We start from the raw sequence: 13,987 nt of genomic DNA, 5'->3' as shown, positions 1-13,987 counted from the left end.
ATTTTAAAAGAGAGTTCAGCTTTATATTAGAATACAACTACAAATTAGGAATATTTAATTTTCCCGCCACCGATTAACTGACGCTATTGGTTCAAAACCACTTTTTGGTTTTGTATATGTGCTCTTATTTCTAGTTTAAGGCTAGCTTCTTTTTTCGAGGTATCAAAATCACAATCCAGGGTAATCGTATTCTCTCCTGTTCTTAGGATAGCATCTGACAAATCTACTTTTACAGAATCTATTATTTTCCAAGTAGCATTATATAAAATGAATTCGTTACCGTTACGATAGGAAAGGGTTTGTCCTTCTTTTAATGCAAACGGAATTTCAATTTTCTTATAATTGTTTAGTTCTATGACAATGTCGGTAACTTTACTATTGGTTGCCGTTAGACTAAAATCTACAGTTTGCTCCTTTCCTTTATTATCGAACTGAAACTTTGAATATAGCGGTTCTCCGGGTTGTCTGACTTTTTTTGTATGCTCAAAGATTTCTGATTGTATCTCCTTCCAGTTCCATTCGTCAGTACCCACTTTTTCAATTGAAAATTCTTTTGTGTTATCTCGCATTACTTCTTTCTGCGCTTCGGTAAAGGAATCTGAAATCCGTAGTTTTTCCCAATCTCCGATCAGCTCTAGTATTTTATCTGAATTCGCATTTCCAGCTACGATTTCTAAATCGGCCACAAGGGCATACCCAGCATCGTACCCGGCAGATCTGGCCAACATCCACTCCATGTCTTCAATACTTGTTTCTGGGGTCATTTTAAACCAGCCCAACATTCCGGGCATAAAATTTCGCTTAAAGTAGGCTTGATTGTTAAAGCGATACTCGACTTGACTTTCACGAAAACCAGCATACCAAGGTTCTCCCCAATTCATACGACTATAAATGTGCCAGAAAAAGTGTGTGGTTCGGCTGGCATCAATAATGAGGTGGCTTTTTAAATCGTCCGATAGGTTATTATACCAGGTATACGGCATTAAAGATTCCCCATAGGTGCCTAAGCCCGTAGAACGATTGCCCTCTAGGCCATCAAAGGATATTTGCCGTAATCCGGTTTTGTTGTACAGGTCTGCCAAGGTTATTGACATTTCTTTAGTTAGGTCCGCATCGGTTAAAAACACATTGTACGGATGGTCCAATAGCTTGGAAATGGAATCACCTGCTTTATGGGGCATCACCTTGGTCTCAAATGCCCCACGTTGGCAGTCCAATAAGCGCCATGGAGCTGTTTCTGAAATACCTCCGTAACGTATGAGTTCTTCACCTAACATTACCGTTTTTAGACTGTTGTTCTCCATTTGTTTAAAATACTCGGGCGAGGCAATGAGGATTTCGGTAGCGTTTTTATCAATATCGGTAAGGATAACTGAACTACCCACTTTGGCAAGCCTTTTATCTGGCACTGGAGTAACATAAGGGTCGTTGGTATGCACAAAATTAGAAAGACAATGGGTTCCTAACTTTATGCCTTGTGCTGCTGCTTTTTCCACGCAGGTTTTTAGTCCGGCAATACCGTTTGGGAACTCTTCTTTGTACAATTCAAAATGGCCCCAGCTCTCAAATGTTTTACCATAGTGATATAGGTATTCCAAGCCTGCTTTTTTAGTCAATGCCAGCGCATCATCGATAGTAGTTTCTGTAAATGAAGTGATGAGGTATGCTGCTGCGGCATTGCGGTTGGTTTTTACCCATTCGCCATCTATCTCAGGATGCGGTAGTCCTTCCGCTAATTCAATGGCACCTATGGTTTCTAGGGTGGCCGCTTCATCGCTGCCAAATAACGCTATTTTAGAACCTATGATACCGCCGTCGTCGTATGGAGGTGCAATAATCTTTTCATGGCCAACATCCGAATAAATCCTTTCTTTGCTTCTATTTCTGGTATAGGCTTGTAGACTGCTCCCGTTTTTTATAGGCATGGCCGCTTCAACCCTATATAATACGCTACCGTCAGATTTTGGGTGCATATCGTTGGGATTCTCTTCTTTGAAAATATCAAAAGCGGGCATGCGATCGCTTTCGTTCCAAGGAAACCCTCCTAGGGTCTTGATATTCAAGGATTGAATGCCAAAGGCAAAAACGTCATCACGTACTACACCAACGGTTTCGCTAATCGTTTTTTCAATGGACGTAAGGTATGGCCCCCAAACAATTAGTTCAACGCTATCCATGTTTGTTATGGATTGTAGTTCAAATGTAAGATGTGTTTCTTTTTGGGTTATTTCAACGGTAGCGCTAATATCGTTGTCAAAATCTAAAATGATGCCGCCATCTATAGCTTTTGCATGTTTTGGGGCTATAATCATATTTGCTACCCTAATGGACAAGAGGGGAACCAAGCTATCTTTAAGAATATAATTTTTCTCTCTTTTTACATCTGTAAATTCTGTGAATTCTCCTTTATCGTTTAAAGCGATTTTTAAGGAAGGGGTAGCCAATGTTATGATTGTTTTGTCTGTTTGGTCGGAACAGGAAAATAAGACCAAATTGATTAAAAAAAGTACTACTATTATTTTTCTCATTGATAGATTTTATAGTCGAAAGGGTTCTTTGTTCGTTTCGGCACCTTGATCGGCAATTCATTTGAGCATCAATCTACGAAAAATTCTATTTTATATCTCTCGTTTAAATAGTTCGTTCTATTATGTATTTGAGTCCAACTTCGCTAATAAGCTTGTATTTTAGCCAAAAATATTTCGTATTATGACCCCCGCAGAGGAAGACTATATAAAAGCGATATATCATTTAGGAAAGGACAGGAAGGCTTCTATTTCGACCAATGCGATTGCCGGTAAAATGGACACCAAACCTTCCTCTGTTACAGATATGGTTAAAAAGCTTTCCGCTAAGAATCTTATAACCTACAAAAAATATAAGGGCGTTTCCTTAACGGAAGCCGGCAGTCTTTGTGCCTTATCCGTTATTCGAAGACAACACTTATGGGAGGTGTTTCTTGGGGAGAAGTTGAATGTTGCCAAGGAGGAAGTAGCAGAATTGGCAGAACAATTAAAACATGTAAACGGTGGACAGCTTTTAGATAAACTGGATGCGTATTTAGGGAGCCCAAGAAGGGGCTTTTTTGGGCAATCCATTCCGTACAAGGATGGGAAATTCAAAAGAATAGTCAAAAAACTACTAAATGAACTAGCGCCGGAAATGAAAGGCATATGTGTTGGTGTACATGATACATCGACCGGGTTTTTAAAGTTTTTGGAGAAGAAAGGAATTGCATTGGGAGACACGATTTACGTATTGGAACGAGAAGAGTTTGATGGTTCTATGAAAATAGCAATCAATCATAAGGAAATTCAGATATCGGACCAAATTGCTTCTAATCTGTTTTTGGAAGTCATGGAAGATGAATAACAACCACGGGGAATTTTTCTTATGGTTGGAAATTTGCGCCCCTAACAATTGGGATATCTCAGAATCTATTCGAGTGCACGTACTATTTTACGCCGAAATAAGTTATTTAAAGTAAGTGACAACAACTGGGAACGAACAAATAGGAACGTGGAACGTTTCTGAGCAAAAGGGTTGTCACAAAAGAATGTGCTAATGAACAACAAAAAACGACATTGGATTTGGAATTTGCTAGTGATCTTAACGGTTACCGTATGCGCATGGGCCTTGGTTATGCATTATAAAAATTGGGTGAGCGTAAAAGCGAATCAGATACAGGTAAAGTCAGGTTTTTACAGTCAAACGGTAAATTATAAGGACCTGGACAGTGTGGTTTTTGTAGCGCGATTGCCACCTATGCAACGGTTAAATGGTTTTTCTGCATTGGAAAAGGAAAAAGGTGTTTTTAGGGAATTTAAAGACTCGCTAACAGACAAAAAAGTATATGTTTTTGTAGATAATATTTCCCAACAAAAAATAAAATTGGTGTACCGAGATTCAGTGAAGTTATACCTGAACTTAGCAGACTCGGTTAAAACGTTGAATTTATACAACAGTCTAGTTCCTGCGCTTGGCACCAGTTTGGAAGCACCCAATTGAAGTCAAAATTCCTTGGCTTTTATCTAAATCATTAATTGTAAAAGATTGCCTGTATCTGGTATACTAATTGCTATATTGGATTTAAATTTGTACTATGAAATTAAAGAATTTGCTTATGATTATTGCCGTGTTAACAGTTGGGGCTGGCGCCGCCCAGCATACCTTGCGTATGGAAATTAAAGGAGTTACATCTGCCGAGGGAAAGGTAAGTGCCGCCCTCTATACCGATCAAAAATCTTTTTTAAAGTTTGATAAAGTGTTTAAGGCGGTTTCTTCAAAGGCGGTGAAAGGTATTACAACGCTCATCGTTGAAGATATCCCCGATGGTGACTATGCGGTAGCCGTTTTCCATGATAAAAACGGGAATGGAAAACTCGATACCAACTTCTTAGGTATACCAAAGGAACCTGTTGCGTTTTCCAATGCAAAAATGAAAACCTTTGGTCCCCCAAAATTTAGTGAATGCGCTTTTAAGATTAAAAAAGATACCGAAATCACCATTCCCTTTGAATAAAATGGTGTTGCGAAAGGCTTGGATGTGGTAAGCCTACCAGGAGTTTAGTTATTTGTTTTTGGCATACCCAACAAATGGGGGTTTGTATTTATGACCGTTTTGGGGTGATAGTGTATATTTGAAGAAAAAGAAAGATGGTTCTATTGGCACAATTTATCGGCGCACTTTTTGGAATGACCGCAATTATATTCGGGGCTTTTGGAGCACATGCCTTAAAGAAAATAATGACGGTAGAGCAGTTGTCCAGTTTTGAGACCGGTGTAAAATATCAAATGTACCATGCCTTGGTGCTATTGATGCTCAGCTTCAATATGAATTTGGATACCTCCTTAGAAAAATACATGGTGTATTGTTTTATTTTGGGAACCTTTTTGTTCTCTTTTAGTATTTATGGCCTTTGCATTAGTGGAGCAAAAGGGAGTAAGTGGAAATTTTTAGGTCCAGTTACTCCCTTGGGTGGCCTTTTCTTAGTTGTAGGTTGGGCCATGCTGTTGTATTCTTTTATTCAGAATTATTTCTAATACCTTAAGTACATGTTCCCGTTAATGGTATTGAGCCGTAAAGTGTTTTTCCCTTCTGCCACGGTACCTGATATTTCCTGACCAACATGACGATTCTTAAAATTAAACTGTAGTTTTTTATCCGCATAAATATCTCCGTGAATAGTTTCGGCTACGATGCTGGTATTGTCCATTCGTAAATCTATTTCGCCGTTTATTGTTGTTAGGTTCAACGTCCCCTCATATGCTTTAATGCTTATGTTTCCATTGATGAGATCCGCGGTAAAATCACCTTCAATACTATCGGAGGAAAGGTCGCCGTTGATACTGCTTATTTTAAATGTAGCATTCTTGGGCACATATAGGGTATAGGTGAAATCATACCAGTCACCGGTATTGTAGTATCTTTTTTTCTTGTTCGGATTATTGTTGTTCCATTCCTCTTGGAACTTTTTAAATACCGCTTCCGGTTCAGAAACAATACTGATTTTATTCGAGGTTTCTTCAATCTTTACTTCGTAGGAGTCTTGAAATTTTCCATCTTTAGTGCTAATGTCTGCCTTAAAATAGACTTGGTTTTTGTCCCAAGTAGCAACTTTGATGTCCGATGCAAATTTCACCTCCATAACTATATACTGGTCCTTATAATCTATATTTTTCTCGATTATTTTTTGTGCATTGCTCGCCATTGCAATGAGGCTTAACAGTGCGATAAGTATCTGTTTTTTCATGATTGTTCGTTTTTTGATGATGAATTTAATTTTCTGATGTGGATTTATTGTTTTCTAAGATAAATGGTGCCATTGGTAGATTTTAACTTGATAGCTACCCCACCGCTGTTTATGCTTCCTTTTATATCCCGGTCAGAGAAAGATATCAAGCCTTCTTTCTGTTTTCTTTCGATTTCGAAATTGGAATAGATATCCCCGTTCCAAGAGCTAAGTGCTAGGTTGGCATTCGTTTTCGCTGGAAGCGTAACATCTATTTCTCCATTTGTAGTACGAATATCTATGGGAGCGTTTTGGTTAATTTCTTCAAAGGTTACAGTTATGCCATGATTTAGGGAGTAGGCGGTTACGGCACCCGTAAGATTGCTTAACACCAGTGCTCCATTAAGATTGGAATTGGCTTCTACCTCGCCGCTGAAACCTGTTATGGTTGTTGTTCCGCCCCAAGTATTCGTAACCGAGATATTCTGTGATTTTGGCAAGTATAAAATGGCCTCGCCCGATTTACGAACATTTTTTACAATGAGGTTGTTTCCAGAGACCGTAACATTGAAGCCCACACTGGTATTGTCTTCTCCCGCATCTCCCAAGAGTCGCAAGCCCTTTGCTTTTTCTGGGATCGTTTTAGGATTTTTTAAAACAATACGTATGTCGTTTTCGTCGTGCGTTTGTACGGTTAAACTTGATTTGGATTCTATTTTCACCCATTCTATACCTTCAAGTGATTTGGAGTAATCGGATTGTGCTTGCATATGCCAGGTAAGAAAAAAGGCGAAAAGGATGACTGTAATTTGTTTCATGATTGTTTGTTTTTTGATGTGTTTGTAATTATTTATTTGATACTTAGATTAATTCGGGCAATACCCGGTTGATTTCTTCTTTTACAAAAGGCTGTGTTTCCTCTAGTTGTAATAGGCGTTTCAATGGCCCTGCTGCTTTGCTTGCTTGTATACGAACCAAATTTTGAATTAGGGCTATTTGTACACTAGGATCTTTTTCGGTTGCCAGGGCTTTTATAAATGCGGTTTTCACGGTTTCTGAATGTGCAAAAACAGCAAGTGCTTCCACAGCCGTTAGGCGTACATTGGTGTTTTCGTCCAAGAACATTCTATCGGCTAGGGCATTTATTATTTCTTCATCCGGTTCTTCAAATGCTGTAATGAGGTTTGCCCCTTGTATACGCTTACTTGCCGATTGATTTTCCAGCAAGGATATCATTGCGGTTTGTTGTACTTCCATAGTTTTGTTTTGCTGTACGACCAGGGCATCATTGGCTTGTTTCGTATTTGCATACCTGCCCAATGCAAAAGCTCCTGCAAGCAGTGCAACGCTTGCCGCTATCTTTAGGAAATAGGAATAACCTGTCTTCCCTTTCTGTTTGGTATATCGTAAAGGTTTCAACCTTGGCGTTTTACGCTGTTCCTCCGCTAAGGCCTCAAGAAAAGTTTCTTTTACTTTTTTAGAGGGCAGTTCTACAGCTTCTGTTTCAAATGCCCCAAAAAGTGCTTGCAATTGCTCAAGTTCTTCTTGGCATTCGGCACAGGTTTTTAAATGGGAAGCTACCTTGGCATGCTCCTCTTTACCCAGCGTATCGTCCAAATAGTCATGTAGTATGTTGGTTACGTGTTGCATGGTTTATACGGTTTTAAGATATACTGTTTTCAATTTTTGAATTGCCCTGCTCATCTTTGTTTTTATAGCGCCAGGGGTGCTACCTACTATTTCTGCTATTTCCTGATATTTAGCACCGTGAAAACGATGCAATATGATTAGCTCTCGATCCGAAGAAGGTAAGGCAGACAAGGCTTTTTGTAGGTCGGAGTAATCGCTCGGGTTTTCCTCTTCTACCAATGTCAACCTATAGGCTACATTACTTATATCGTCATGTTGTTCCTTATTTTTTCTAAAATGTGTTTTCAAGCCATTTCTTGCTATCGTGAACATCCAAGAGATGAAATTTCCACCTTTATAGGAGGTTCTATATTTTATTAGTTTATAAAAGACCTCTTGCGTAAGATCTTCGCTTAGCATTGTATCTCCACACATTTTATACAGAAAATTATATACATGAATGTGGTGCCTTTCAAAAAGCACCTTTAGCAATTCAAGGTCGCCCTTGGCTACGTTTGCCATTAATTCCTCGTTCGTAATTTCCTTCAAAAGGAGCTCTTTTAGTTGGTGTTCAATACTATATAGTCCGGAATGTACAAAAGGTTACAAGTATCTATAAAAAATTTGTATGATACTAGCAGATTTTTGCTACCCAATGCCAGTGCCTAGATGATTTCGAGGTGTATAAATAGATACGTCCCCCTAAGTTGTATAGGGGGATGTAAATATGAAATAGGCTTTTATTACAGGTGTTACGAGTTTCTTATTTCGCGCTTACCTCGGATGTAAATTGTTTGATAGCGGTGTTGGGCTCCATAATCGTATACCCTTTCCAGAATTCAGGATCGTAGTTGGCCATGTAGGTAGGAAGCACTTCGTTATTTTCGGTGAAGTTGGTAAATGTTTCCTTGTTGATTGATTCAACGTCAAAAACCACAATTTCATATCGGTTTCGGGCACCGAACGCTGCATCTATTTTTAGGTGCAATTCGTTCTGTTTTCTTCTTCCTTTTACATTTTTATTTTTTTCAATGATCTGCACCGGTCGTTTAAAGCCAAACCGCTCTGCCGATAAGACATTTAGATATTGTAAATCGTACAGTCCGTCATTAGACTTGTTGAACAATATACTGCCTTCTTTAAGGTACACATTATAGGAGATTCCCAGTAGCTTAAAGTTTTTTATGGATTTCACATTTTTGAACTCCATTTTCACCAAGGCAAAATCATCAGCGTTTATGTATAATTTGCCTTCATATTCCTCGGATCTTTTTGGGGTAAAGGAAATTACATATAGAGGCTTATCGCCTATATAGGTAAAATCTTCTAAGGTGAGGTGGTATCGGTTTGGCTTCCATATTACGTTATAGTCTGTATCTTCAAAAACCGGTAGTGTATTGTATAGGTCGGTAAGGCTGGAGCGTTTCCATTTGGCAAAATTTTCTTTCTGTCTTTCCTTTTTCTTTTTCGCTTCTTCCAGTTGTTTGTTTACCGCTGCTACGTCTGTAGTGTCAATAGCAGCTTCATCTGTATCATAAAAATCTTCTGCTTCTACTTTAGTACCTATAAGACCGGATTTCACTTTAAAGTACGAATCTGTTTTTACATTCTTTTTGATGATATCGTTAAAGCGCTTTTCTAGCTGCTCGTAGTCTATCTCCGTACTTTTATCAAAGAGTTTGGATGCTTTGATTATGCTCAATTTCTGCTGTCCTTCTTCTTGGTTGCCATAGAAATCGCCCAACATTTCAGAGTAGTAGCTATCACTTTTTGGTACTGTGCTCAATACACTGTCCAAAAATGATTTATTTAAGGCGTCAATAGTAGATTCTTTAATGCTATAGTCTGTTTTAAGGACCCTATTCTCATCGGACTGCCTAAGAAATAAGCGTTTTTTAGAGAGCTCCTTCCTATAATTTTTTTCAAGATTTTCCTGAGCTATCTCCACAATTTCTTCTGCGGTAAAATTCTTGTTAGACACAATAACCTCCCTTAATTCTATGGCCTTAGGGCTAAGTAAAATCACATTTTCGGTAAATTCGCTAATTGGCTTGCCCAAGGATTCATAGCCGATACTCGATATAAGCAGGGAGTCGGTCGCCTGTATCGATTCGTTCAAAAGAAATGTAAATTGACCCTCTTCGTTTGTGATTACCCCTTTGTTCTTTAGCTGAACAGTGGCATAAGGGATGGGTTTTTGCGTTACGCTATCGAGTATTCTAGAACTAAGGCTCTGGGCTTTTGTGTTTATAGTCGATAACAGAAAAGAAATAAGGCTAAAAAGAATAAGTTTTCTTTGCATGGGTGGTTCTTAATTATTTTCAAACTAACAAATAGCTCGCCAAAGAAGCAGCAGGTTTTAGATTTCTTTAGGAGGTATTTATTCTTTATTTAACGAAAGCATGGTTTATACACCAAAAAGACGAACAGATGGCAAAACTGTTACAGCTTACGAACGGAATACGATGTTCAAAAGTGAGTGAATTATTAGTGACAGCCGCAATCGTCCTGTCCGCAACTTTTAGAGCTGGATTTTTTGTTGCTAAAAACTGATTTGGGAATAAGGAATTTAGTTGCCAGATAGGCAGCAGCCAAGAAGACAGTAACGTAAACCAAAACCTGTTGTAGTAGCTCCATGGATTTATTTTAGTAATTGGTATGCGATTAAGGCTACAATATAGGCGAAAATACTCATGAACACTAGTTGACCTGCTGGCCATTTCCAAGAATTTGTTTCGCGTTTTACGACAGCTAACGTACTCATACATTGCATGGCAAAGGCATAAAACAATAAAAGGGATATTCCCGATGCCAAATTAAACAGTGGTTTTTGGGTTACCGGATTTATTTCAGCGGCCATTCTGTATTTTATGGTCTCATCTTCGTCACTGCCCACACTATAAATGGTGGCCAAGGTCCCAACAAATACTTCCCTAGCAGCAAACGAGGTTAAGACGGCAATTCCAATTTTCCAATCATAACCTAACGGGCGTACAATGGGTTCAATTCCCTTGCCCATATATCCCATATAGGAATGTTCTAATTTATAACTCGCTATTTCTTGGTTAAGTGCACGTTCTTTTAGTTCCACTTCTTTACGGGCAAGCGAATCGCTAAATACAGAAGGCGCCAGTGGTTTACCTAATTGGGAATTTGTAGCAGCTAATTCGTTAGCATATTCTTCCAACTTATTTTGAACGTAGGTGTCGCTATTGGGATTTAATCCCTTATCGGCAACACTTTGGCTCACGATATTTTCCGCATTTTTGAATTCCTCCGAAAATCCATTGGAGCCCAAAAACCATAATACAATAGAAATCGCCAGAATAATCTTTCCGGCGCCAAAAACAAAGCTTTTGGTCTTTTCCAAAACGGTATACCCCACATTTTTTAAGAGCGGTAACTTATAGCTGGGCATTTCTACCACAAAGAAAGACCTGCTTTTTATCTTTAGGATTTTGTTGAGGATTACTGCAGCAAGTATGGCAGTTCCAAAGCCTATTAGGTAGAGCAGCATAAGTGTCAATGCCTTGTAGCTTAGTCCTAAAAATGTCCCCTCTGGAATTACAAGGGCAATGATGATCAGGTATACCGGAAGCCTGGCCGCACAAGTGGTAAATGGTGTTACCAATATGGTGATGAGGCGTTCTTTCCAATTCTCTATGGTTCGTGTTGCCATCACCGCAGGAATAGCACATGCGGTACCCGAAATAAGTGGCACCACACTTTTACCGCTAAGGCCAAAAGGGCGCATTACGCGATCCATAAGAAAAACGACTCGGCTCATGTATCCGGATTCTTCCAGCAGGGCGATAAAAAGAAAAAGAAAGGCAATTTGAGGAATAAAAATGACGATCCCGCCAATACCGGAAAGAATCCCCTCTGCAATCAAGTTTGTAAAAACCCCTGCCGGAAGTGTGTTTTTTACCCATTCGGTGGCCGATGCAAAAAAGCCTTCGATGAGTTCCATAGGGTATTCGCTCCATCCATAGATCGCTTGGAAGATGGTTAATAGGATAATAAAAAAGATAAAATAGCCAAAGATCCTATGGGTAAGGATTTTGTCTAAACTCGCCCTAAACCCTTTTGCGGCGTTGATATCTACTCTATAGGTTTGTTTTAGGATGCCATTTATGAATTGATACCTAAGTATCGTCTCTTTTTGTTGCAGGCGTTTAAGCTCCGATTTTGATTTGGTGCTAAATGCTGAGGTGTCCTGTATCAGTTTCTTTTCAACGGGCATAAAGTTAACGTCCTGTGTAATCACCAGCCAGAGTTTATAAAGATCTTCGTTCGGAAACGTACTTTTTAAATTCTGAAAATAATCCGGTGCTATAACATTGATATCAACATTTGGTTTCTTGGATAGGCTTTTATAGTCAATAATCAACTCCTTAAGTCTGTCTATGCCTGTCCCTTTTCGGGTACTTACCAAGGCTACTTTTGATTGTAGCTTTTCTTCCAGGAGTGTAATGTCTATGCTTATTCCTTTGCGCGACATCCTATCGGCCATGTTAATGACCAGAATGGTGGGTATCCGTAAATCTTTTATTTGGGTAAATAAGAGCAGGTTCCGCTTTAGGTTTTCTACATCTGTTATGACGAGGGCTACATCTGGGTGGTCCTTGTCGTTTTTGTTAAGCAGTAATTCCACAGCAACACTCTCGTCCAAAGACGTGGTGTTGAGGCTATAGGTTCCCGGTAAATCCAAAATGTGCGCTTTTACGCCTCTTGGAAGCTTACAAATGCCTTCCTTTTTCTCTACCGTTATGCCCGGGTAGTTTCCCACTTTTTGGTTGAGTCCCGTAAGTTGGTTAAAGACCGATGTTTTTCCTGTATTGGGATTGCCAATGAGCGCTACATTGATTTGTTTGCTCATACTACTAGGTTTTCGTCAATGAGTTCTAAGGCTATTTTAAAAGCCATTTCGCGTCGTATAGCAATATGCGAACCGTTTACGTTTATATAGATGGGGTCGTTAAGGGGAGCTACTTGCACCAATTCGACCTCATTCCCCGGTAAACAGCCCAGTTCCAGCAATTTTATGGGAATAAAATCTCCGGAAAATTCTTTTATAATTCCCCGCTGTCCGCGTCTAAGATGTGCTACGGTAAACTCCAATTTTTATTTAGATTGATTTTAAGTAAGAGCAAAAATAAGGGAAATATTTTAAAGTGAATAGGGAAACATTGAAAAATGAAGGTCGCATTTTGGAGTGTTGGATTTTATAGTTAGGTATCGTTTTAGGATGCGACAATTCAATGTTGCTAGTTAGTCCCACCAACCATTTCTTTTCCTGATATAGACGATTTGCCCTGTGTGATAAGCGGTGTGGGACGCCATATTCGCAATCTCTGAACCCCAAGCGCTCAGCTGCTCTTGCGTTGCATTTGTGGTCAGCTGCTCCCATTCGGTTTGTACCTTGTCCAGTTTTAAACGCAGCGTATCCCACTCTTTGTTTTTATACACGGTAAAGGTTTCCTTATTTTCTCCTCTAAAATCTGTAACTACTTCACCTTTAAATGCTTTTAGGTTCATTTCGTTCCAAAAAATCAAATGCGAAACCAATTCCGCTATCGAATGATTCTCCGTACTATCTTTCCATTGGGTTTGTGCAAGGGTAAGTCCGTCAAGTGCTTTTTTGGTGGGTACGAACCACGATTGGTCTGTATGGGTATTTTTTAATTGTTCTACTAGGATAGACTTAAGCTCAAGTTCTGGTTTGGGGTGCTCACCACAGCTCCAAAGGCCTATGAGCAGTAGTGTCATCCATATAAAGTGATCGTGTATTTTCATCAGTCCACATTATTATTTTTTAATATGGACAGATCTTCCAAGAGTTTTTGAATATCCTCTTCTTTGGTTCCATCATAAAACCCCCTAATCCGTTTTTGCTTATCTACCAGTATAAAGTTCTCGGTATGTATCATATCAAACGGTCCTCCGTCGCCATCTGTTTTAACCGCTAAATAAGACTTTCTGGCAAGTTCATAAATGTCTTTTTTGTCACCGGTAACCAAGTTCCATTTTGCATCTATTACGCCTTTCTCAAGTGCATACCTCTTAAGTTGGGCAACAGAATCTATTTGTGGGGTTACAGAATGGGAGAGTAGCATCACCTCAGGGTCGTTCTTGATTTTTTCTTGTACGCTCACCATATTTTTGGTCATAATAGGGCAAATGGTAGGACAGGTGGTAAAAAAGAAATCTGCAATATAAATTTTGTCCTTGTACGTATCTTGGGTAACGGTCTCCCCGTTTTGGTTGGTCAAGGAAAAATCGGCTATTGTGTGGTATTTACGAACATGCTGTATTTCTTGGGCCACTAACTCTTGGTTCACCATAGCTGGAGAATATACTTTTAATATCTTTTTAGGTTGAAGTGCATTGTAAAATAAATAAACAATAACTGCCGAGATACCTAAAAGTACCAACCCCAACAACTTAAACTGACTTAAAAAGGAGCGCATCTGTTTTTGTTGTAAAGGTACGGCAGGTAGGGGATTCTTTCAAGTTAGATACGACTAAACGCTGCCAAATTATTCTTAAAATAATAGAACGGTTATCGGTTTCTTTTTTTAAGCGGTCGTAAAAATGTACTTTTGTTCGTTTTTAATTTTGACTAC

General features: G+C 39.1%; 15 protein-coding genes. 4 read left to right on the top strand and 11 right to left on the bottom strand.

All coding sequences use genetic code 11. The features are described from left to right. Positions 1 to 83: 83 nt before the first annotated feature. Positions 84 to 2,528 (bottom strand): hypothetical protein, encoded by a 2,445-nt coding sequence (locus MS6x_RS08940; RefSeq protein WP_482606933.1) that lies wholly within the window; start codon positions 2,526 to 2,528, stop codon positions 84 to 86. 181 nt (positions 2,529 to 2,709) lie between these two features. Here MS6x_RS08940 and MS6x_RS08935 point away from each other — a divergent pair, with 181 nt between their 5' ends. The 4 genes from MS6x_RS08935 to MS6x_RS08920 all read left to right on the top strand — a co-directional run bounded on the left by MS6x_RS08935 (position 2,710) and on the right by MS6x_RS08920 (position 5,043). Further along, positions 2,710 to 3,372 carry a metal-dependent transcriptional regulator gene (locus MS6x_RS08935; RefSeq protein ID WP_482606932.1) on the top strand — a complete coding sequence of 221 codons (663 nt, stop codon included), beginning with the start codon at positions 2,710 to 2,712 and terminating at the stop codon, positions 3,370 to 3,372. A gap of 192 nt (positions 3,373 to 3,564) precedes the next feature. After that, the gene (locus tag MS6x_RS08930) at positions 3,565 to 4,008 is read left to right on the top strand and encodes a hypothetical protein (protein ID WP_482606931.1); all 444 of its coding nucleotides are present in this window, start codon (positions 3,565 to 3,567) and stop codon (positions 4,006 to 4,008) included. A 94-nt stretch (positions 4,009 to 4,102) separates the two neighbouring features. Further along, positions 4,103 to 4,522, top strand: a complete 420-nt coding sequence (locus tag MS6x_RS08925; protein ID WP_482606930.1) for a DUF2141 domain-containing protein — start codon at positions 4,103 to 4,105, stop codon at positions 4,520 to 4,522. A gap of 134 nt (positions 4,523 to 4,656) precedes the next feature. After that, complete coding sequence (locus tag MS6x_RS08920; protein WP_482606929.1) at positions 4,657 to 5,043, top strand: DUF423 domain-containing protein; 387 nt, start codon at positions 4,657 to 4,659, stop codon at positions 5,041 to 5,043. Here the strand turns inward: MS6x_RS08920 and MS6x_RS08915 are convergent. The 10 genes from MS6x_RS08915 to MS6x_RS08870 form a co-directional block, all read right to left on the bottom strand. After that, positions 5,040 to 5,753, bottom strand: a complete 714-nt coding sequence (locus tag MS6x_RS08915; protein ID WP_482606928.1) for a DUF4097 family beta strand repeat-containing protein — start codon at positions 5,751 to 5,753, stop codon at positions 5,040 to 5,042. The genes MS6x_RS08920 and MS6x_RS08915 overlap by 4 nt on opposite strands. Positions 5,754 to 5,797: 44 nt before the next feature. After that, positions 5,798 to 6,550 carry a DUF4097 family beta strand repeat-containing protein gene (locus MS6x_RS08910; RefSeq protein ID WP_482606927.1) on the bottom strand — a complete coding sequence of 251 codons (753 nt, stop codon included), beginning with the start codon at positions 6,548 to 6,550 and terminating at the stop codon, positions 5,798 to 5,800. Between the two features lie 43 nt (positions 6,551 to 6,593). Beyond that, a complete protein-coding gene (locus MS6x_RS08905; protein WP_482606926.1) occupies positions 6,594 to 7,382 on the bottom strand; it encodes a HEAT repeat domain-containing protein in 789 nt (262 codons plus the stop codon). Positions 7,383 to 7,385: 3 nt separating this feature from the next. Then, entirely contained in the window at positions 7,386 to 7,910 is a 525-nt protein-coding gene (locus MS6x_RS08900; RefSeq protein WP_482606925.1) for an RNA polymerase sigma factor, read from the bottom strand. 214 nt (positions 7,911 to 8,124) lie between these two features. Continuing rightward, positions 8,125 to 9,663: a carboxypeptidase-like regulatory domain-containing protein gene (locus MS6x_RS08895; protein WP_482606924.1), complete on the bottom strand. Its 1,539-nt coding sequence runs from the start codon at positions 9,661 to 9,663 to the stop codon at positions 8,125 to 8,127. Positions 9,664 to 9,848: 185 nt separating this feature from the next. Then, entirely contained in the window at positions 9,849 to 9,998 is a 150-nt protein-coding gene (locus MS6x_RS08890) for a hypothetical protein (RefSeq protein WP_482606923.1), read from the bottom strand. A gap of 4 nt (positions 9,999 to 10,002) precedes the next feature. Further along, positions 10,003 to 12,240 (bottom strand): ferrous iron transport protein B, encoded by a 2,238-nt coding sequence (feoB, locus tag MS6x_RS08885; protein ID WP_482606922.1) that lies wholly within the window; start codon positions 12,238 to 12,240, stop codon positions 10,003 to 10,005. Then, a complete protein-coding gene (locus tag MS6x_RS08880) occupies positions 12,237 to 12,482 on the bottom strand; it encodes a FeoA family protein (protein WP_482606921.1) in 246 nt (81 codons plus the stop codon). The genes feoB and MS6x_RS08880 overlap by 4 nt, the downstream gene beginning before the upstream one ends. Before the next feature lie 150 nt (positions 12,483 to 12,632). Then, positions 12,633 to 13,157 (bottom strand): DinB family protein, encoded by a 525-nt coding sequence (locus MS6x_RS08875; protein WP_482606920.1) that lies wholly within the window; start codon positions 13,155 to 13,157, stop codon positions 12,633 to 12,635. Further along, entirely contained in the window at positions 13,157 to 13,831 is a 675-nt protein-coding gene (locus MS6x_RS08870) for an SCO family protein (protein WP_482606919.1), read from the bottom strand. The genes MS6x_RS08875 and MS6x_RS08870 overlap by 1 nt, the downstream gene beginning before the upstream one ends. Positions 13,832 to 13,987 lie beyond the last annotated feature (156 nt).

This window comes from Maribacter sp. MS6, from assembly GCF_056839185.1.
Note: the sequence above shows the minus strand (reverse complement) of the source record. Positions and strands in the feature narration are given on the sequence as shown.

What these genes read in the sequence shown, in the direction of transcription:
- MS6x_RS08920 (WP_482606929.1), top strand. Translation starts at nt 4,657, where the DNA reads ATGGTTCTATTGGCACAATTTATCGGCGCACTTTTTGGAATGACCGCA.
- MS6x_RS08910 (WP_482606927.1), bottom strand. Translation starts at nt 6,550, where the DNA reads ATGAAACAAATTACAGTCATCCTTTTCGCCTTTTTTCTTACCTGGCAT.
- MS6x_RS08930 (WP_482606931.1), top strand. Translation starts at nt 3,565, where the DNA reads ATGAACAACAAAAAACGACATTGGATTTGGAATTTGCTAGTGATCTTA.
- MS6x_RS08890 (WP_482606923.1), bottom strand. Translation starts at nt 9,998, where the DNA reads ATGGAGCTACTACAACAGGTTTTGGTTTACGTTACTGTCTTCTTGGCT.
- MS6x_RS08940 (WP_482606933.1), bottom strand. Translation starts at nt 2,528, where the DNA reads ATGAGAAAAATAATAGTAGTACTTTTTTTAATCAATTTGGTCTTATTT.
- MS6x_RS08915 (WP_482606928.1), bottom strand. Translation starts at nt 5,753, where the DNA reads ATGAAAAAACAGATACTTATCGCACTGTTAAGCCTCATTGCAATGGCG.
- MS6x_RS08895 (WP_482606924.1), bottom strand. Translation starts at nt 9,663, where the DNA reads ATGCAAAGAAAACTTATTCTTTTTAGCCTTATTTCTTTTCTGTTATCG.
- feoB (WP_482606922.1), bottom strand. Translation starts at nt 12,240, where the DNA reads ATGAGCAAACAAATCAATGTAGCGCTCATTGGCAATCCCAATACAGGA.
- MS6x_RS08870 (WP_482606919.1), bottom strand. Translation starts at nt 13,831, where the DNA reads ATGCGCTCCTTTTTAAGTCAGTTTAAGTTGTTGGGGTTGGTACTTTTA.
- MS6x_RS08905 (WP_482606926.1), bottom strand. Translation starts at nt 7,382, where the DNA reads ATGCAACACGTAACCAACATACTACATGACTATTTGGACGATACGCTG.
- MS6x_RS08875 (WP_482606920.1), bottom strand. Translation starts at nt 13,157, where the DNA reads ATGAAAATACACGATCACTTTATATGGATGACACTACTGCTCATAGGC.
- MS6x_RS08935 (WP_482606932.1), top strand. Translation starts at nt 2,710, where the DNA reads ATGACCCCCGCAGAGGAAGACTATATAAAAGCGATATATCATTTAGGA.
- MS6x_RS08925 (WP_482606930.1), top strand. Translation starts at nt 4,103, where the DNA reads ATGAAATTAAAGAATTTGCTTATGATTATTGCCGTGTTAACAGTTGGG.